Below are 19,999 nucleotides of genomic sequence, written 5' to 3'. Positions count from 1 at the left end.
CTCCAGTTTGGTTCGTTGCGATGGGGCGGTGGTGCGGTCCAGTCATCCATGGCCCGGCGTTCAACAAGCTGCGCGGCAGTGCCGTGGATCCCGCTTCGACCACAAGGCCGTTGCCATCCATGGCGGGACCGGGTGGGCTTCGGATCGCCCGGCCCGGCCATCCATGGCCGGGCGTTCGCGCCCGCTGCCGATGCAAATTAAGGCATCCTGCTGCCGCTTCGGCGAGTGGGCCGTTGCCATCCATGGCGAGGCCGACCGGCTTTGGACCGTCCGGCCCGGCCATCCATGGCCGGGCGTTCGGCAGGCCGCGCGGCAGTGCCGCGCAAGCGGCCTGCCTCACCCCTCGTCCCGCCAGCGGCGCAGGCGGATCGCGGCCAGGATCATCGCCACGCCGGCGGCGGCGCCGATCCACATCTTCGGCGAGGCGAAGGCCGAGTACACGACCTTCAGGTTGAGTACCCCGCGGATGTCGGCGGCACTTTCGAACTTGAAGCGGCCCATCGCGGCCATGCCCTGCAGGTCGAGCGCATCCAGCCAGCCGATCGGGACCACGCTCAGCAGCGAGCGGCCGACCACGTTCTTCCAGAACCACAGGGTCTCCAGATCGAAGAACTCCATCAGGTCGAACCAGGACACGATCACGCCGGCGAACACCGGGATCATGACCGCCCACAGGAACGGCTTGCTCCGCGCCCAGGCCGAGCACAGCAGCAGCCAGCCGATGGTGGGCAGCGCCCAGACCGCATACACCGGGATCGCGGCGATGAAGTGCGCAGCCAGGTACAGCGGGCTGGCTGGTCCCCAGAGCAGGGTCACCGGGTTGCCGCCGTGCGCCAGCACGATCGCGCTTACCAGCAGCATGAAGCCGTACATCGTTGCGATCGCCGCCACGGTGGCGAGTGCCGGTGCCACCACCGCGGCACTGATCGTCTTCGACAGCACGGTGTCGCGGTCCGACAGCGGCAGCGACTTCCAGAACAGCACGCTGCGGTCCTTGCGCTCGTCGTACAGCGCGCCCAGGCAGTAGAAGAACACTACGAAGGCGAGCACGATGAACGGCCAGCTCGAGGCCATGAGCAGGCTCACGTCGAGGCCGGCGCCGAGCTGACGCATCTCCTCGGGGCCGAGGCGGCTGGTGATCAGCCCGAGGTCGAGGCCGTTGACCATCATCTCGCCGTCGATCTCCAGCTCGCCGCCCGCCGCGGCGCGGTGTGCGGCGACCAGGGCGATGATGGCGAACAGCAAGGTCAGCCCCAGGGAGATCGCCCCGGCGACCAGCGGCGCCCACAGGAAGCCGCCCTTGTGTTCCCAGTATTCGCGACGCAGCAGCATGCGGTAGCGGTGGGTCGCGTGCGGCGCCGCCGGCGGGTTCGCGGCCGGCGCCCGGGTCATGGTGTCGGTGCTCGCGTTCATGCGTAGGTTCCTTTCATCGTCGCGACGAAGAGATCGGCCAGGCCCGGCGTGCGGGTCTCGCCGTAGGATGCCAGTGCAGGCTGGGTGACGCCGTCGAACAGCATCACCGTCTTGCCGAACGGCAATGCACGCTCGTCGATCGGACCCAGCGCGCGCGCCGCCTCGGCCTGTTCGGCATTGACCAGCACCTCGGTAAAGCGCCCGCCGACCTCGTCCATGGTCGCCTTGAGCACGATCTTGCCGCCGCGGATGAACATCACGTCGGTGAGGATGTGCTCGATCTCCTCGACCTGGTGGGTGGTGATGAGGATCGTCTTCTGCTCGTCGAAGTAATCCTCCAGCAGGCGCTGGTAGAACTGCTTGCGGTAGAGGATGTCCAGGCCCAGGGTCGGCTCGTCGAGTACCAGCAGGCGGGCGTCGATCGCCATCACCAGCGCCAGGTGCAGCTGCACGATCATGCCCTTGGACAGTTCGCGCACCCGCGCGTCCGGCTTGAGCTGGGTGTTGGCGAGGAAGCGCTCGCAGCGGGCGCGGTCGAAGCGCGGGTGCACGCCGGCGACGAACTTGATCGCCTCGCGTACCCGGATCCAGCGTGGCAGCACGGCGACGTCGGCGATGAAGCAGACGTCGTTCATCAGCGCGTCGCGCTCGAGGCGCGGATCGCGGCCGAGGATCTTGAGGTCACCCTCGAACGGGATCAGCCCCAGCATCGCCTTCAGCGCGGTGGTCTTGCCGGCGCCGTTGGGGCCGATCAGACCGACGATCCGGCCCGGCTCGATGTCGAACGTGGTGCCGTCCAGGGCCAGCGTGTTCCGGTAGGCCTTGCGCAGGCCCCGGGCCTGCACCACCAGGTCACTGGACAATTCGTGGTTGGAAACGGCGGCATTCACTTCGCACCTCCATTGCGGACCGGCTTGAGCAGGTCCTCGGTCGCCAGGCCCAGGCGCTGGATGCGCTCCAGGACCTGCGGCCATTCCTCGGTGAGAAAGCGCTCGCGCTCATTGGCCAGCAGCTTCTTGGATGCCTCATCGGTGACGAACATGCCGAGTCCCCTTCGTTTTTCGACCAGCGCCTCGTCCGCCAACTCCTGGTAGGCCCGCGAGACGGTGATCGGGTTGAGCTGGTATTCCGCCGCGACCTGCCGCACGGAGGGCAGGGCGTCGCCGGGCTTGAGCAGGCCATCGAGCATCATCGCGATGACGCGCTCCTTCAGCTGCCGGTAGATGGGAGCGCCTTCGCTCCACTGGATGGGCGTCATGGTGTCAGCTCCCGCTGCTGCCGCGCAGGCCCTGCGCGAACGAGAAATAGGGCATGGCCAGGGCATTACGCTTGCGGCCGTTGCCGCGCTTGCGCTCGGTCGCCCCGGTGCGGGTGGCGTCTTCGCCGGTGGTGTCCCGTTCGATGCCCTGCAGAGCCGCGGCGACTGCCGCCTCGGTCACGATCTCGGCGAGGAAGACCGAGGACAGGGCGACCATTTCGTTGGCGGATCCGGCGCGCTCCAGTTCCGCCTCGAACGTCCGGGTGCGTGCCTCGATGGCTTCGGCGCGCGCGGAAGACAGGCTCTGCGTCGGCCCGGCCGCGACCTGGACCGCGCGGGGAACCGGAACGGCTGCCATGAGCCCCAGCAACAACATGCCGCCGGTGACGGAGAAAGCCAGTATCGTGTTGTGGAGCTTGCGGTTCATGCCGACACCTCCTGCGCTGGTTGATCGGTGTTGTATGCAACTATAACACCAAGACAGGGGCTGTCAAGAACCGGATGCAGATTCGTTCCCCAACTGAAGTCATGTTGCCGCGGAGTCCCCATGAAGAATCGGAAATATGATTATAAAACAGCTATTTGCGCTGTTTTTATGATGTGCATTCTCACTATGCAGGCCCAAGCGGCGGACGGTTTGCTGGACCGCAGTTACCGGCCGCTGGCGGGCAAGACATCGGTCGATCTGCAGGCCACCTACGGCGGTCAGGTGCTGCTGGTGGTCAACACCGCGAGCAAATGCGGTTTCACGCCGCAGTTCGAGGCGCTGGAACAGCTGCATGCACGCTACGGCGATCGCGGATTCGCGGTGCTCGGTTTCCCGTCGGGCGACTTCAAGGCGCAGGAGTTCGAGGACGAGGCGGAGATCCGCGAGTTCTGCACGCTCACCTACGGCGTGAAGTTCCCGATGTTCGAAAAGGTGCACGTGGTCGGGCCGGAGGCGACGGCGCTGTACCGCGACCTTGCCGCGGCCACCGGAGCGACGCCGCAATGGAACTTCCACAAGTACCTGATCGGCCGCGACGGCCGGGTGCTGGCGAATTGGGGCAGCCGCACCGTGCCGGACGACCCGGAGGTGGTGGCGGCGATCGAGCATGCCCTGCAGGCGCCTGTTGCGGACAGATGAACGTGCGGCGTGCACGCGATTGCCCGTGCGCGCCGGCCTCGCGACAATAGGCGCCTACGCGTCGCCGGCGGCGGCGCCCAACTGGAGTGTTTCCCGATGAAGAATGCGATGCGCGGCGCGTTCGCGCTGTGTCTGCTTGTGGCCTGGTTGACAGTGGCGACCGCGAGCGCCCAGCAGCCGCGGCTTGAGAACGAGCGTGAAAAGGTCAGCTACATGGTGGGGATGGACGTCGGCCAGTCGCTGGTGCCGGTCGGTCCGGACATGGACTATGTTGCGCTGGAGCGCGCGGTGCGCAACGCCTTCGAGGGCGGCGAGCCGTTGCTCGATGCCGAGGAGATGCAGGAGGTCGGCCAGGCGCTGATGCAGCGCGTGGCTGCGCGCGGCGGCCAAAGCCTGCCGGGCGTACCGCCCGGGGCCGCGCCGCCGGAAGTGGACAGCAGCAAGGTCGGCCTGCTGGTCGGCGCCGATGTCGGCCGTTCGCTGCTGCCGATCCGCGACGAGATCGAACTGCCGGTGATGCTGCAGGCGCTGCGGACACGGATCGAGGGTGGCGAGCTGCTGCTGGCCGAGGCCGAGGCCGAGGCACTGCGCCAGGCGTTCTCCGGGCGCGTGCAGCAGAAGATGGACGCCGAGGCGGCGCAGGTCGGCGAGAAGAACCGCACCGAGGGCACGGCATTCCTGGCCGCCAACAAGAACGAGAAGGGCGTGTTCTCGACCCCGTCCGGCCTGCAGTACCAGGTGATCCGCCAGGGTTCGGGGCGGCGCCCGTTGCCCAGCGACCGCGTGCGCGTGCACTACCACGGCACCCTGCTCGACGGCACCGTGTTCGACAGTTCCTACGAGCGTGGCGAGCCGACCGAGTTCGGCCTCAACCAGGTGATCCCCGGCTGGACCGAGGGCGTCGCCTTGATGCCCATCGGCGCCAAGTACCGTTTCTGGATTCCGGGCGAGCTCGCCTACGGCGACAAGGGCACGCAGGGCGGGCCGATCGGCCCGAACGCGACCCTGGTCTTCGACGTCGAACTGCTGGATATCCTCTGATCCGGCGACGTTTCCATCGCTGCGTCCGCATCTGCTGCGGGCGCGCCGCCGGCGCGGCCGGCCTTCCCCCATTTCCCAAGGAGTCCCCCATGACCATTTTCCCGCGCGTCACCCTGCCGGCGCTGCTCGCCATCGCCTTCGTGGCAACGCTGGCCGCCTGCAAGCCGCTGGACAAGGAGACCGGCGAGCGCCTCGACGGCGACGATGCCGCACAGAAATCCGCCGACGGCGAGGCGCCGGCATCCGCACTCGACATTCCGGGGCTGGAGAGCGAGAAGGAGCAGGTCGGCTATGCGATCGGCCTCGAACTGGGGAACACGCTGGTGCCGGTGAAGGAGGAGGTCGACCTCGACGCCATGCTCGAGGGCGTGCGCGATACGCTCGAAGGCAACGAACCCAAGGTCGATGAGCAGCAGCTCGCGCAGATCATGCAGGGCCTGGGCCAGCGCATGCAGGCGCGCCAGCAGGCCGAGGCCGAAAGACTGGCCGCCGAAGGCAAGACATTCCTGGCCGAGAACGCCAAGAAGCCGGGCGTGCAGACCACCGAGTCCGGCCTGCAGTACGAGGTGCTGGAGAAGGGCGAGGGCGCGCCGCCGAAGCCGGGCGACCGGGTCAGCGTGCATTACGAGGGCAAGCTGCTCGACGGCACCACCTTCGACAGCTCGCTGGCGCGCGGCGAGCCGGCGACCTTCGCGCTGGACCAGGTGGTGCCGGGCTGGCAGGAGGGCCTGCAGCTGATGTCGCCGGGCAGCCGCTACCGCCTGTGGATTCCGAGCGAGCTGGGCTACGGCGAGCAGGGCACGCCGGGCGGCCCGATCGGCCCCAACGCCACCCTGGCGTTCGAGGTCGAGCTGCTCGAAGTGATGCCGGCTGCCGCCGAATAGACAGCAGGGAGCATCGCCATGCACGTGAGCATCTTTGGAACCGGCTACGTCGGTCTGGTCACCGGTGCCTGCCTGGCCGAGGTCGGCAACGACGTGATCTGTGTCGATATCGACAGCGACAAGATCGATGCCCTGAATCAGGGGCGGGTACCGATCTATGAGCCGGGACTGGCGCCGATCGTGGCCGGCAACCGCGAAGCCGGGCGCCTGCACTTCACCACCGACGCCGCCGAGGCGGTGGCGCGCGCCGAGATCATCTTCATCGCGGTCGGCACGCCCCCCGATGAGGACGGCAGCGCCGACCTGCAGTACGTGCTCGCGGTGGCCGATACGATCGGCCGCCTCCTGCAACGACCGGCGGTGATCGTCGACAAGTCCACGGTGCCGGTGGGCACCGCCGACCGCGTGCGCGCGGCCGTCGCTTCGGCGCTGGCCGAACGCGGCGTGCAGATCGCGTTCGAGGTGGTGGCCAATCCGGAGTTCCTGAAGGAGGGCGCGGCGGTCGAGGACTGCATGCGCCCGGACCGCATCGTCATCGGCGCCTCCAGCGACGACGCCATCGAGCGGCTGCGACGGCTGTACGCGCCGTTCAACCGTAATCGCGACCGCATCGTGACCATGGACGTGCGCTCCGCCGAGCTGACCAAGTACGCCGCGAACGCCATGCTGGCGACCAAGATCAGCTTCATGAACGAGATCGCCAGCATCGCCGAGAAGGTCGCCGCCGATGTCGAGTCGGTGCGCCAGGGTATCGGCTCGGATCCGCGCATCGGCTGGCATTTCATCTACCCGGGCGCGGGCTACGGCGGCTCCTGTTTTCCGAAGGACGTACAAGCGCTGGCGCGGACCGCGCTGCACCATGGCCATACGCCCACCCTGCTGCAGGCGGTGGAGGCGGTCAACGAGCGCCAGAAGAGCCATCTGTTCGACCTGCTCGTGCAGCACTACTGCGGTATCGACGTGCTGCGCGGCAAGACCTTCGCGGTCTGGGGCCTGGCCTTCAAGCCCGATACCGACGACATGCGCGAGGCGCCGAGCAGGCGCCTGCTGCAGCAGCTGCAGGATGCCGGCGCGCGGGTCCGCGCCTACGATCCGGAAGCGATGGACGAGGCACGGCGGGTGTTCGGCGAACGTGACGACCTGCTGCTGTGCGACAACGCAGAGGATGCGCTGCAGGGCGCCGATGCGCTGGTGCTGGTGACCGAATGGAAGCAGTTCCGCAGCCCCGACTTCGCCGCGCTGCGCGATGCGCTCGCCGACGCCGCGATCTTCGACGGCCGCAACGTGTATGCACCGGAGATGGTCGAGGAGGCCGGGCTGGCCTACTATGGCATCGGTCGCGGCCGTTCCGTGCTCGCAGGCTGACCATGGACGAGACCCTCGAACAGCGCATCGTCGAGCTCGAGACCCGCCTGGCCTTCCAGGAGCAGGCGCTGGCCGAGCTCGGCGACGCGCTGGCCGCGCTGCGCATGGAAACGGTGCGCAATACCGAGGTCGTCCGTCGCGGCCTGGAAGAGCTGAAACAGGCGCGGGGTACCTTCTATGCCGACCCGGCGGACGAGCCGCCACCACCGCATTACTGATATTGACGACCGACATGAGCGATTCCCTTCGCGACCAGTTGCTCGGGCTCGGTTTCAAGAGCGCGCCGGCGCCGGAGCGCAAATCCAAGCCGAAGCCGAACCCGAACGCCAGGCCCGGACGGCCCGGCGGGCGCAAGCCCGAAGCCGGTGCGCCGCAGCGTCAGGACAAGCGCGGCGGCGGCCATCGTTCAGGACGCACGCGCGAGGACATCGATCTCGCCAAGGCCTACGCGATCCGGGCGCAGAAGGAGAAGGACGAGCGGATCGAGGCCGAGCGTCGCAAGCAGGAGGAGGCGCGGCAACGGCGCGAGGCGCGCGCGAAGCTGGCGCAGCTGCTGCAGGATAAGGCGCTCAATGCCGACGATGCCGAGATCGCCCGGCACTTCGAGTACGGCGGCAAGATCAAGCGCATCTACGTCACCGCCGCGCAGCTGAAGGCGCTCAATGCCGGTGAGCTGGGTGTATTGCAGCTCAACGGCCGCTATCTGCTGGTGACCGCGTCGGTGCTGGCCGAGGCCGAGGCGGTGTTCGCGCCCGCCGTGGCATTGAAGGTCGATCCCGATGCGCCGGCCGGAGACGACCCGTACGCGGACCCGAAGTACCAGGTGCCCGACGACCTGGTGTGGTGAGAGCCAGAGTGCCCCGTAGGAGCGCGCCGCGCCAGGCAGTCTTTCCGCTGCGGTGAGATCAGGCCCGTCGCCACGGGCGGTGCAAATAGGCAGCCGAGCCTTTCGCAATGGGCTAGCAAACATCCAGACTTGGAGCGCAGGCGATTCACTGACGAAACCCGTGGCGACGGCCCGTTTCTCACCGCAGCGGAAACGACTGCCTGGCGCGGCATCGCGCGCATGGCGCGCTCCTGCGAAATGCTCACTCGGGATCGTAGTCCAGGTTCGACGCCAGCCAGCTCTCGGCCTGCGCGCGGCTCACGCCCTTGCGCTTCGCGTAGTCCTCCACCTGTTCCTTCGATACGCGGCCGACCACGAAATACTGGCTGCCCGGATGGCTGAAGTAGTACCCGGAGACTGCCGCCGTCGGCAGCATCGCGAAGCTCTCGGTCAGGGTCATGCCGGCGTTGCTGCCGGCGTCGAGCAGCGTGAACAGGGTGGCTTTCTCGCTGTGCTCCGGACACGCCGGATAACCGGGTGCAGGCCGGATGCCGCGATACTTCTCGGCGATCAGGGCGGCGTTGTCGAGGCCTTCGTCCGGCGCATAGCCCCAGTACTCGGTGCGGACGCGCAGGTGCAGGCGCTCGGCCAGGGCTTCTGCCAGGCGGTCGGCCAGCGCCTTGAGCAGGATCGCGTTGTAGTCGTCGTGATCGGCCTCGAAGCGGGCGACGTGGGCGTCGATGCCGATGCCGGCGGTGACCGCGAACGCGCCGATCCAGTCCTGCCGGCCAGAGGTCTCCGGCGCGATGAAGTCGGCCAGGCAGAAGTTGGGGCGCTCGGGCGGCTTGTCGACCTGCTGGCGCAGGAAGTGCAAGACTCGTGATTGGTGATTGGTGATTGGTGATTCGGGAGCAGCAGGAGATCGCTCTTGCGAATCACCAATCACCAATCCCGAATCACGGTGGTCCGCCAGGATCACAACATCATCGCCGACGCTGTTGGCCGGCCAGATCCCGAATACCGCCTTCGCGGTCAGCCATTTCTCGGCGACGATCCGCTTCAGCATCGCGCGCGCGTCGCGGTACAGGTCGCTGGCGTGCTTGCCGACCACCTCGTCGGTGAGGATCGCAGGATACCTGCCGGCGAGTTCCCAGGCCTGGAAGAAGGGCGTCCAGTCGATGCAATCGACCAGTTCGTCCAGCGGATAGTCATCGAGCACGGTGACGCCGGGCGCATTCGGCTGCGGTGGCGCGTAGTCGTCCCAGCCGCCGTCGAACTTCTGCGCACGCGCCTTCGACAGCGAGACCAGGCGCTTGGCGTCGCCGCGGTTGAGGTGGCGCTCGCGGATCTTGGCGTAGTCGGCGTCGTTGGCGGCGACGAACTTCTGTCGCAGCTCGACGCTGATCAGCGACTGCACCACGCCGACCGCGCGCGAGGCGTCCTTGACCCAGACCGTGGGCGCGGCGTAGTGCGGCGCGATCCGCAACGCGGTGTGGGCACGCGAGGTGGTGGCGCCGCCGATCAGCAGCGGGGTGTCGAACCCCTGTCGCTTCATCTCGCGCGCGACGTGGCTCATCTCCTCCAGTGACGGCGTGATCAGGCCGGACAGGCCGATGATGTCGGCGCCGATCTCACGCGCCTTGTCGAGGATCGCCTGCGCCGGCACCATCACCCCGAGGTCGGTGACCTCGAAGTTGTTGCAGGCCAGCACCACGCCGACGATGTTCTTGCCGATGTCGTGCACGTCGCCCTTCACCGTGGCCATCAGCACGCGCCCGTTGGGCTTGCCGGCGTTGCCGCTGCGCTCCTTCTCGGCCTCGATGTAGGGCAGCAGGTGGGCGACCGCCTTCTTCATCACCCGTGCCGACTTGACCACCTGCGGCAGGAACATCTTGCCGGCGCCGAACAGGTCGCCGACCACGCCCATGCCGGCCATCAGCGGGCCCTCGATCACCTCGAGCGGCTTGTCGAACTGCTGCCTGGCCTCTTCGGTATCGGCGACGACGTACTGGTCGATGCCGTGCACCAGGGCATGCTTCAGCCGCTCCGCGACCGTGGCTTCGCGCCAGGCCAGGTTCTCGACCTTGGCCTCGCCCTTCTGCCCGCGGTAGCGCTCGGCGATCTCGAGCATGCGTTCGGTCGCGTCGGCGCGGCGGTTGAGCACCACGTCCTCGACCCGTTCGCGCAGTTCTGGATCGAGGTCGTCGATGATCGGCAGGGCGCCAGCGTTGACGATACCCATGTCCATGCCGGCCTCGATGGCGTGGTACAGGAACACGGCGTGGATCGCCTGGCGCACGGTCTCGTTGCCTCGGAACGAGAACGAGACGTTGGAAACGCCGCCGGAGACATGGCAGTGCGGCAGCGTGCGCTTGATTTCGCGCGTGGCCTCGATGAAATCGACCGCGTAGTTGTCGTGCTCGGGAATGCCGGTGGCGATGGCGAAGATGTTGGGATCGAAGATGATGTCCTCGGGCGGAAACCCGACGGTCTCGGTCAGCAGCCGGTAGGCGCGGGTGCAGATCTCCACCTTGCGTGCGCGCGTGTCGGCCTGGCCCTGCTCGTCGAAGGCCATCACCACCACGGCCGCACCGTAGCGCCATACCTTGTGCGCCTGTTGCAGGAAGGTCTCCTCGCCCTCCTTGAGCGAGATCGAGTTGACCACGCCCTTGCCCTGCAGGCACTTCAGCCCGGCCTCGATCACCGACCACTTCGATGAGTCGACCATGAACGGAATGCGGGCGATGTCCGGCTCGGCCGCGATCAGGTTGAGGTAACGGGTCATGGCCCGCTCCGAGTCGATCAGGCCCTCGTCCATGTTGATGTCGAGGATCTGGGCGCCGCTCTCGACCTGCTGCCGCGCGACCTCCACCGCCTCCGGGTAGCGGTCCTCCTTGATCAGCTTGCGGAAGCGCGCGCTGCCGGTGACGTTGGTGCGCTCGCCGATGTTGACGAACAGCAGGTCCGGGGTGAGGACCAGCGGCTCGAGGCCGGACAGGCGGGTGTGGCGGGACTGGGTCATCGGTTGGCCGGAAAGAAAGGGGTTGGCTGCGGATTGGCGCGGATGAACGTGGATGAAGCGGTCCAAGGCTCGCCATTGCCGCATGGGCGCAAGCCGTCGTGTTCATTGTCTCGTTGCGCACGCGCGGGCCTGGATCCCGGCATGCGCCGGGATGACGGTAATGCGTTCATCCGGGTCGATCGGCGGCTGAAAAGCTTCACGCCGCCGCCTCCATGGTCTCAGGCAGTCGACGTGGCGGCAGACCTTCGACGGCGGCGGCAATCGCGCGGATGTGGTCGGGCGTGGTGCCGCAGCAGCCGCCGACGATGTTGAGCAAGCCCGACTGCGCGAACTCGCGCAGGGTTTCGGCCATGTCCTCCGGGGTTTCGTCGTACTCGCCGAACGCGTTCGGCAGTCCCGCGTTCGGGTGCGCGCTGACGTGGCACTCGGCCACGCCCGACAGCGCCTCCACATGCGGCCGCAGCTCCTTCGCGCCGAGCGCGCAATTCAGGCCGATCGACAGCGGCCGCGCGTGCCGCAGCGAATACCAGAACGCTTCGGCGGTCTGCCCGGAGAGGGTGCGGCCGGAGGCGTCGGTGATGGTGCCGGAGATCATCACCGGCAGGCGCGCACCGAGCCCGTCGAACGTCGCCTCGATGGCGAACAGCGCCGCCTTGGCGTTGAGCGTGTCGAACACGGTCTCGACCATCAGCGCGTCGGCGCCGCCCTCGGCCAGGCCTTCGGCGGCCTCGCGGTAGATCGCCACCAGCTCGTCGAAATCCACCGCGCGGAAACCGGGGTCGTTGACGTCGGGGCTGATCGAGGCGGTGCGGCTGGTCGGGCCGAGCACGCCGATGGCGAAGCGGGGACGCTCGGGTGTGTCCGCCTGCGCCGCCGTGCAGGCCTCGCGCGCCAGCCGCGCGCCCTCGCGGTTGAGTTCGCGCACCAGGTGCTGCAGGTGGTAGTCGGCGAGCGAGATCGCGGTGGAGTTGAATGTGTTGGTCTCGACCAAGTCGGCGCCGGCTTCGAGATAGGCGGCGTGGATGTCGCGGATCAGCTCCGGCCGGGTGAGGCTGAGCAGGTCGTTGTTGCCTTTCTGGTCATGCCCGGTACCGTCGCCGTCGCCGCGTTCGATCCGGTCGTAGCCGTCGACGAAGCGCTCGCCGCGGTAGTCCGCCTCCTGCAGGTCGTGGCGCTGGATCATCGTGCCCATGGCGCCGTCCAGCACAAGGATGCGCTGGCCCAGCTGTTGCAGCAGCGATTCGGCGCGGGACGGGTCGAGCCATGGCAGCGTGTTCATTGCGAAACCTCGTTCTTCGGGAGCAGGGCTGTTTCTGGGCGTGGCGAAACCATCATTTCGACACCGGCCTGTCGGCGATCAGCGAGACCACCTCGAAATGCGGCGGCCGCTTTTCCCGGGTCACGGTTTCCTGGTTGCGCACCGTCAGCCCGGCCTTTTCGACGAAGCGGCGCAGGTCGCGCTCGCCGAAGCCGAGATTGACGTGGCCGTAGGCCTCGACCACCGCGCGATGCTCATGGCGGGCGAGGCTGCTCAGCAGCAGGCGTCCGCCGGGGCGCAGCACGCGTGCCGCTTCGGCCACCGCCTGCGCCGGACGGGCGGCATAGGTCAGTGCATGCATCAGCACGACCAGGTCGAACTCGGCGTCGGCATACGGCAGCGCATGCATGTCGCCCTCGTGCACCTCGACATTGCGGTGCCGGCGCAGGCGCTCGGTGGCGGCGTTGACCACGCGCCGGCTGGTGTCGACGCAGACGTAGCGATGCGCGTGCGGCGCCACCAGCTCGGCCAGCACGCCGTCGCCGGAGGCGATGTCGAGCACGTCACCCGCCTCCAGCAACGGCAGTGCAGAGCGCGCGAGTGCTTCCCAGGTGCGCCCGGGCGAGTAGTGGCGTTCCATGTCGCCGGCCACCGAGTCGGCCCAGTTCTGGTCGGCCGCGCGCATCGCCAGCACCGCGGGCAGGCGCTCGCCGTCCTGGCGCAACAGGGCGTCATCGCTGCCGTCGCGCAAGGTGCGCCACAGCTGCTGCAGCGGCGGATCTAGCGGTGTGTCGTCGAAGCGGTAATACGCCGACACGCCGGCGCGGCGGTCGCGCACCAGCCCGGCCTCCTTGAGCCGCGCCAGGTGGGTGGACACGCGCGGCTGTGCCAGGCGGGTGACCGCCGACAGCTCGGCGACGGTCAGCTCCTCGCGCTCGAGCAGCGCCAGCAGGCGCACCCGGGTGGCGTCGGCGAGCACCTTGAGCCGGGTCGACCAGCTTTCCAGATCCACAAACATCTTCCTATCGCGATATAGAGATGATTTTGGGACCGGGGCAGGGGGAGGTCAAGGCGGACGGCTCGGAGCCGGGACTCGGACTCGGACTCGGACTCGGCACAGCGTAGCCACCTTGCTCGTCATCCCGGCGCAGGCCGGGATCCAGCTCCTTGCGCCGCGCCTTCAAACCGGTGATTGCAAAAACCTGGGACCCGGCCTGCGCCGGGATGACGGTCGACGAACTGCCGGCGCTTGGCGCTGCTATCCCGAGTCCCGGGTGTCGGCTGCCGAGTCCCGTTACAATTCCACCCCGACCTTCCCGCCGGAGCGCGCAAGTGGATTTTGGCTTCACCGAAGAGCAGTTGATGATCCAGGACGTGGCGCGGCGCATCGCGCAGGAGAAGATCGCGCCCAGCGCCGAGGGGTTCGACCGCTCCGGGGAGTTCCCACTGGACAACATCCGGCTGCTGGGCGAGAACGGGCTGATGGGAATCGAGGTGCCGGCCGAGTACGGCGGCGCCGGGATGGATCCGATGGCCTACGTGCTGGCGATGATCGAGATCGCCGCCGGCGATGCCGCGCATTCGACCATCATGTCGGTCAACAATTCGCTGTTCTGCAACGGCATCCTCACCCACGGCAGCGAGGCGCAGAAGCAGACCTATGTGCGCGCGATCGCCGAGGGCGCGGCGATCGGTGCATTCGCGCTCACCGAGCCGCAATCCGGCTCCGACGCCACGTCCATGCGCTGCCGCGCGGTGAAGCGCGACGACGGCAGCTTCGTCATCAACGGCAAGAAGAGCTGGATCACCTCGGGCCCGGTGGCGAAGTACTTCGTGCTGTTCGCGATGACCGACCCGGACAAGGGCGCACGCGGCATCACCGCCTTCCTGGTCGATGGCGAGCGCGAGGGACTGCACCGCGGCAAGACCGAGCCGAAGCTCGGCATCCGCGCCTCGGCCACCTGCGAGATCGAGTTCCAGGACTACGTCGCGGCGCCCGAGGAGGTGCTCGGCAACGAGGGCCACGGTTTCAAGATCGCGATGAGCGTGCTCGACGCCGGCCGCATCGGCATCGCCTCGCAGGCGATCGGCATCGGCCGCGCCGCCTACGAGGCGACGCTGGCGTACGTGCGCGAACGCAAGGCCTTCGGCCAGCCGATCGGCGCGTTCCAGATGACCCAGGCCAAGATCGCCGACATGAAGTGCAAGCTCGACGCGTCGTTGCTGCTCACCCTGCGCGCCGCCTGGCTGAAGGGCCAGGGCCGGAAGTTCACCACCGAGGCCTCGGTGGCCAAACTGACCGCCTCGGAAGCGGCGATGTGGATCGCCCACCAGGCGGTGCAGATCCACGCCGGCATGGGTTACTCCAAGGAGATGCCGATCGAGCGCTACTTCCGCGACGCCAAGATCACCGAGATCTACGAAGGTACCAGCGAGATCCAGCGCCTGGTCATCGCCCGCCACGAAACCGGACTGCGCTGACGCAGCGCCGGAGCAGCCTCCCGGACCGCCGTCGTCATGCTGCAGGTCATCGCCGGACGACGTTGACGCCCACCTCCGGCCCGCGCGCAAGCGCGGGCCTCATTCCATCCGAAACCCGTCGCCATGAGCACACCACGCAAAGCCGCCCCACGTTCCAGGTCCGCCAAGTCCGACAAGCGGCAGGCGGCATCGCCTCGCGCGCAGGCGCGCAGCGCGCTGCTCGAACCGATCTTCGCCGCCATCCGCAATCGCGCCGGCAAGGGCCGCCAGGACGACGCCAGCGCGTTCGCCGGCGCCTTCTACCGGCGCATGACCGCCGACGAGCTGCCGCTGCACAGCCCCGACGGCTGGGCCGCGCTGGCCAACGACTTCCTCGATTTCGCCCGGACCCGCAAGCCGGGCCGTGCCAACGTGCGCCTGTTCAACCCCAATCTCGCCGAATACGGCTGGGAGTCGCCGCATACGGTGCTGCAGGTCGTCAACGACGACATGCCGTTCCTGGTCGATTCGGTGACGATGGCCCTGGCCGAGCAGGGCATCGGCGTGCACGTGCTCGGCCACCCGATCATCCCGATCCGGCGCGATCGCGCCGGCCGGCTGGTCTCGGTCGGCGAGGGCGACGCCGAATCGCTGATGCATCTGGAGATCGACCGCCAGGCCGCCGACGGCATCGCGCGTGTCGAGCATGCGGTCAAGGCCGTCCTGCGCGACGTGCGCCTGATCGTCGAGGACTGGCCGACGATGCGCGAGAAGATGCTGCAGGTCGCGGCCGACCTCGCCACCCGCGAGCTGCCGGTGTCCGACGACGAACGCCGCGAAGCGCAGGAGTTCCTGCGTTGGGCGGCGAGCGACCACTTCACCTTCCTCGGCTACCGCGAGTACAAGGTCAGGAAGCAGCGCGGGGAGGAGGTGCTGTGCGCGGTCGAGAACACCGGACTCGGACTGCTGCGCGGCAAGGACGCCGGCAAGGCGCGCGCACTGAGCACGCTGGCCGCGACCACGGCGTCGAAGGGCGGCGCGATCGACCCGCTGATCCTGACCAAGACGAATTCGCGCGCGTCGGTGCATCGCCCCGGCTACATGGACTACATCGGCGTGCTCAGCTTCGACCGCCACGGCAAGCCGATCGCCGAGCAGCGGTTCATCGGCCTCTACACGTCCAGCGCATACAACCGCAGGCCCTGGGAGATCCCGCTGGTACGCAATCGCTTCGAGCACGTGATGAGCCAGTCGGGGCTGCGCCAGACCGGGCACAGCGGCAAGGCGCTCAAGCACATCCTGGAGACGCTGCCGCGCGACGAGCTGTTCCAGTCCAGCGCCGAGGAGCTGCACGGCCTGGGCACCGGCATCCTGCACCTGCAGGAGCGCATCCGCAGCCGGCTGTTCCTGCGGCGCGACCGCTACGGGCGTTTCTACTCGATCCTGGCCTACATCCCGCGCGACCGCTTCAACACCGACGTGCGGTTGCGCATCGAGGGGATGCTCAAGGAGGCCCTGCAGGCCGACCGCGTCGACACCAGCGTCCAGCTCGGCGAGTCGCCGCTGGCGCAGCTGCACCTGATCGTGCGCCCGCGCTCGGGCGTGACCGATGGGATCGACGAAGGCGAACTGGATGCGGCGCTGGCGTCGATCGTGCGCAACTGGCAGGACGACCTGCGCGACGAACTGGTCGAACGCCACGGCGAAGCCGAGGGCCTGATGCTGGCCAACCGCTACGGACGCGCGCTGACCGCCAACTACATCGAGCAGGCGACGCCGGCGATCGCCGCCGGCGATGTCGCCAACCTGGCTGCGCTGCGTACGCCGGAGGACCTGCGGCTGTGCCTGTACTGCGCACCGCGCCAGAACCAGGGCGAGGGGCCGCTACGCCTCAAGCTGTTCCGCCAGCGGCGCGACATCCCGCTCTCGGACGTGCTGCCGATGATGGAGAACATGGGCCTGCGGGTGATCTCCGAGCATCCCTACCGGATCGAGGTCGAGGGCGAGGCGCTCTACATCCAGGACTTCGAGGTCGAGGTCGCCGCGGTCAGGCCGGACATCGAAGAGGTGAGTGACGACTTCGAGGACGCGTTCGCGCAGCTGTGGCGCGGCGGTGCCGAGAACGACGGCTTCAACCGCCTGATCCTGGGCGCGGGACTGACCTGGCGCCAGGTCTCGATGCTGCGTGCCTACTGCAAGTACCTGCTGCAGACCGCGGCGCCGTTCTCGCAGAGTTACGTCGAGGAAACGCTGACGCGCTATCCGCTGCTGGCGCGGTTGCTGGTGGAGCTGTTCGAGGCCCGCTTCAGCCCGGCGACCGGCCGCGAGAGCCGCGAGGAGATCGAGCAGGGCGCGGCGCGCCTGGAAGCGCAGTTCGAGACGCTCGCCGGTGGCGAGACTTCGGTGCTGGCGACGCTGCGGCCGGTGGTCGCGGCGCGCCGTGGCGACCGCGAGCAGCAGTACCAGGCCACCCGCGAGGCGCTGAAGACGCTGCTCGACGGCGTCGCCAGCCTCGACGAGGACCGTATCCTGCGCAGCTTCATCGGCGCGATCGATGCCACTCTGCGCACCAGCTTCTACCAGCGCGGCAAGGACGGCGACGACAAGGACTACGTGGCCTACAAGTTCGACAGCGCACGCGTCCCGGACCTGCCGAAGCCGCGCCCGTACCGCGAGATCTTCGTCTACGGCCCGCACGTGGAAGGCGTGCACCTGCGCTTCGGCCCGGTCGCCCGCGGTGGCCTGCGCTGGTCCGACCGCCGCGAGGACTTCCGCACCGAGGTGCTGGGCCTGGTCAAGGCGCAGATGGTGAAGAACACGGTGATCGTGCCGGTCGGCGCCAAGGGCGGCTTCTTCGTCAAGCGCCCGCCGGCGGGAGGCGACCGCGACGCGGTGCTGGCCGAGGGCATCGCCTGCTACCGGCGCTTCATCAACGGCCTGCTCGACGTCACCGATAACATCACGACCGGCGGCAGGATCGTGACGCCGGCGGATGTGGTCCGGCACGACGGCGACGACGCATATCTGGTCGTCGCCGCCGACAAGGGCACCGCGACCTTCTCCGACATCGCCAACGACATCGCCGCCGAGCACGGCTTTTGGCTCGGCGACGCGTTCGCGTCCGGCGGTTCTGTCGGCTATGACCACAAGGGCATGGGCATCACCGCCAAGGGCGCCTGGGAGTCGGTGAAGCGGCATTTTCGCGCGCTCGGCCACGATTGCCAGAGCGAGGACTTCACCGCGGTCGGCATCGGCGACATGTCCGGCGACGTGTTCGGCAACGGCATGCTGCTGTCCCGACACATCCGCTTGGTGGCGGCCTTCGATCACCGCCACATCTTCATCGATCCGGCGCCCGACACCGCCTCCAGCTACGACGAGCGCAAGCGCCTGTTCGCACTGCCGCGCTCGAGCTGGGAAGATTACGACCGCAAGCTGATCAGCGCCGGCGGCGGAATATGGCCGCGCAGCGCCAAGTCGATCGCATTGTCGAAGGCCGCGCGCGAGGCGCTGGGTATCGAGGACGATGGCGACTCGATGAGCCCGGCCGAATTGATGAAGGCGATCCTCAAGGCGCCGGTGGATCTGCTGTGGAACGGCGGCATCGGTACCTACGTCAAGGCCTCGAGCGAAAGCCATGCCGATGTCGGCGACCGCGCCAACAACGCGCTGCGCGTGGACGGCGGCGAACTGCGCTGCAAGGTCGTGGGCGAGGGCGGCAATCTCGGCCTGACCCAGCGCGGGCGCATCGAGGCGGCGATGAACGGGGTGCTGCTCAACACCGACTTCATCGACAACTCGGCCGGCGTCGACACCTCCGACCACGAAGTCAACATCAAGATCCTGCTCAACGCCCAAGTGCAGGCGAAGAAGCTGACGGTGGCCGCGCGCAACAAGCTGCTCGCCGACATGACCGGCGAGGTCGAGAGCCTGGTGCTGTTCGACAACATCCGCCAGAACCAGGCGCTGAGCCTGATGGAGCGGATGAGCGTGTCGCGGCTGGGCTCCAAGCAGCACTTCATCCGCACCCTGGAGGCACAGGGGCTGCTGGACCGGCAGATCGAGTATCTGCCGTCGGATGCCGAGATCTCGGCGCGCAAGGCGCGCGGGCAGGGCCTGACCCGGCCGGAACTGTCGGTGCTGCTGTCGTACGCGAAACTGGTCGCCTACCAGCAGATGCTCGATTCCGACATCCCCGAGGACCCGTACCTGTCCAAGGAACTGCAGCGGTACTTCCCGGCGCCGCTGCAGAAGAAATACGCCGCGGCGATGGAAAAGCACAGCCTGAAGCGCGAGATCATCGCCACCGCGGTCACCAATACCACCATCAACCGCATGGGCGCGACGTTCCTGATGCGGATGCAGGAGGACACCGGGCGCACCCCAGCCGAGGTGGCCAAGGCCTATACCATCAGCCGCGAGACGCTCAACGCGCGGGCGCTGTGGACGGAGATCGACGCGCTCGACGGCAAGGTGCCGGAGGCGGCACAGATCGACGCGCTGCAGGAGATCTGGCACCTGCAGCGCTCGTTCGTGCGCTGGCTGCTGAACCGGCCGGGCGAGATCCCCGGCATCACCCGCGCGGTGGAGCGCTACAGCGACGCCTTCAACGAGATCCGCAGCGCCGAGGGCATCCTGCCCGACTCGCAGCGTCCGGCCTTCGAGGACGCGCGCGCGCAGTGGCGCGAGCGCGGCATGTCGGCGGACCTGGCCGAGGATCTCGCCGAACTGCCGTACCTGGGCCCAGTGTTCGACATCATCGAGCTGGCGCGGGCGCGGCGGCTCAAGCCGGTCGACGTGGCGCGGGTGCACTTCCGCGTCGGCGACGCGCTGCACCTGCCGTGGCTGTTCGCCCAGATCGAGGCGCTGGAAGTGCAGGGGCGTTGGCATGCGGTCGCGCGCGGCGTGCTGCGCGACGACCTGTCGGCGCAGCAGACGCTGCTGGCCGGGCAGGCGTTGTCGATGCCGGGCCAGGATGCCGACGAGAAGGTGCGTCGCTGGATCGGCCGCGACGATCCGGCGTTGCGCTTCACCCTGGCGATGCTCGACGAGATGTTCGCGCAGAAGGCGATCGACTACCCGACCGCCTCGGTGGCGGTGAGCCGGCTGGCGCAGCTGGCGGCCGGCGGTTAAGGCCGGTCGGACCGTTTCTCGATGGCGAGAGAAAGCATTTCAGGCACGGATCAACGCGGACAAGACACGGATCAAACGATGCAGCAACGTGCCTTGTTCGCGTTGATCCGTGTCCAAGGCAGCCTTTCCGCTCGCGACCGAGGTCGCCTCTCAGCCGATGGCCCGAACCGTGATCGAGAGACGGCTGCGGGGCGGGGGTCTTCATCGCGTCGT

At 68.1% G+C, this 19,999-nt stretch carries 15 protein-coding genes; 8 read left to right on the top strand and 7 right to left on the bottom strand.

All coding sequences use genetic code 11. The annotated features are described in order from the left end of the window. Positions 1-336: 336 nt before the first annotated feature. From FXO19_RS03165 to FXO19_RS03150, 4 genes are read right to left on the bottom strand one after another with little or no spacing between them, the layout of a single operon-like run. Positions 337-1,413: a hypothetical protein gene (locus FXO19_RS03165; protein ID WP_255516267.1), complete on the bottom strand. Its 1,077-nt coding sequence runs from the start codon at positions 1,411-1,413 to the stop codon at positions 337-339. After that, positions 1,410-2,276 carry an ABC transporter ATP-binding protein gene (locus FXO19_RS03160; RefSeq protein WP_425481438.1) on the bottom strand — a complete coding sequence of 289 codons (867 nt, stop codon included), beginning with the start codon at positions 2,274-2,276 and terminating at the stop codon, positions 1,410-1,412. Before FXO19_RS03160 ends, FXO19_RS03165 begins: the two co-directional genes overlap by 4 nt. 23 nt (positions 2,277-2,299) lie before the next feature. Then, on the bottom strand, positions 2,300-2,671 hold the full coding sequence (locus FXO19_RS03155) for a GntR family transcriptional regulator (protein WP_149193580.1): 372 nt from the start codon (positions 2,669-2,671) through the stop codon (positions 2,300-2,302). 4 nt (positions 2,672-2,675) lie between these two features. Next, positions 2,676-3,098, bottom strand: a complete 423-nt coding sequence (locus tag FXO19_RS03150; RefSeq protein WP_149193579.1) for a hypothetical protein — start codon at positions 3,096-3,098, stop codon at positions 2,676-2,678. Positions 3,099-3,266: 168 nt separating this feature from the next. Between FXO19_RS03150 and FXO19_RS03145 the strand changes: the two genes are divergently transcribed. From FXO19_RS03145 to FXO19_RS03120, 6 genes are all read left to right on the top strand, one after another. Further along, the gene (locus FXO19_RS03145; protein ID WP_149193825.1) at positions 3,267-3,797 is read left to right on the top strand and encodes a glutathione peroxidase; all 531 of its coding nucleotides are present in this window, start codon (positions 3,267-3,269) and stop codon (positions 3,795-3,797) included. A gap of 96 nt (positions 3,798-3,893) precedes the next feature. Continuing rightward, positions 3,894-4,838, top strand: a complete 945-nt coding sequence (locus tag FXO19_RS03140) for an FKBP-type peptidyl-prolyl cis-trans isomerase (RefSeq protein WP_149193578.1) — start codon at positions 3,894-3,896, stop codon at positions 4,836-4,838. A gap of 89 nt (positions 4,839-4,927) precedes the next feature. Then, entirely contained in the window at positions 4,928-5,722 is a 795-nt protein-coding gene (locus FXO19_RS03135) for an FKBP-type peptidyl-prolyl cis-trans isomerase (RefSeq protein ID WP_149193577.1), read from the top strand. Positions 5,723-5,740: 18 nt separating this feature from the next. Then, positions 5,741-7,087, top strand: coding sequence for a UDP-glucose dehydrogenase family protein (locus FXO19_RS03130; RefSeq protein WP_149193576.1), 1,347 nt, complete (start codon positions 5,741-5,743; stop codon positions 7,085-7,087). A 2-nt stretch (positions 7,088-7,089) separates the two neighbouring features. After that, positions 7,090-7,305 carry a SlyX family protein gene (locus FXO19_RS03125; protein WP_149193824.1) on the top strand — a complete coding sequence of 72 codons (216 nt, stop codon included), beginning with the start codon at positions 7,090-7,092 and terminating at the stop codon, positions 7,303-7,305. A 14-nt stretch (positions 7,306-7,319) separates the two neighbouring features. Further along, positions 7,320-7,934: a DUF2058 domain-containing protein gene (locus FXO19_RS03120; protein ID WP_343195889.1), complete on the top strand. Its 615-nt coding sequence runs from the start codon at positions 7,320-7,322 to the stop codon at positions 7,932-7,934. 241 nt (positions 7,935-8,175) lie between these two features. Here the strand turns inward: FXO19_RS03120 and metH are convergent, their stop codons facing one another. The 3 genes from metH to FXO19_RS03105 all read right to left on the bottom strand — a co-directional run bounded on the left by metH (position 8,176) and on the right by FXO19_RS03105 (position 13,205). Then, complete coding sequence (gene metH / locus FXO19_RS03115; protein WP_149193575.1) at positions 8,176-10,935, bottom strand: methionine synthase; 2,760 nt, start codon at positions 10,933-10,935, stop codon at positions 8,176-8,178. A 196-nt stretch (positions 10,936-11,131) separates the two neighbouring features. After that, positions 11,132-12,214: a homocysteine S-methyltransferase family protein gene (locus tag FXO19_RS03110; protein ID WP_149193574.1), complete on the bottom strand. Its 1,083-nt coding sequence runs from the start codon at positions 12,212-12,214 to the stop codon at positions 11,132-11,134. A gap of 52 nt (positions 12,215-12,266) precedes the next feature. Beyond that, complete coding sequence (locus FXO19_RS03105) at positions 12,267-13,205, bottom strand: ArsR/SmtB family transcription factor (RefSeq protein ID WP_149193822.1); 939 nt, start codon at positions 13,203-13,205, stop codon at positions 12,267-12,269. 287 nt (positions 13,206-13,492) lie between these two features. Here FXO19_RS03105 and FXO19_RS03100 point away from each other — a divergent pair, with 287 nt between their 5' ends. After that, entirely contained in the window at positions 13,493-14,674 is a 1,182-nt protein-coding gene (locus FXO19_RS03100; RefSeq protein WP_425481437.1) for an acyl-CoA dehydrogenase family protein, read from the top strand. A gap of 123 nt (positions 14,675-14,797) precedes the next feature. Continuing rightward, complete coding sequence (locus FXO19_RS03095; RefSeq protein ID WP_149193572.1) at positions 14,798-19,786, top strand: NAD-glutamate dehydrogenase; 4,989 nt, start codon at positions 14,798-14,800, stop codon at positions 19,784-19,786. Positions 19,787-19,999 lie beyond the last annotated feature (213 nt).

Source organism: Luteimonas suaedae (genome assembly GCF_008312895.1).
GTDB classification, from domain to species: domain Bacteria; phylum Pseudomonadota; class Gammaproteobacteria; order Xanthomonadales; family Xanthomonadaceae; genus Luteimonas; species Luteimonas suaedae.
The sequence above is the reverse complement of the archived record's forward strand: the minus strand, read 5'-3'. Positions and strand labels throughout refer to the sequence as shown.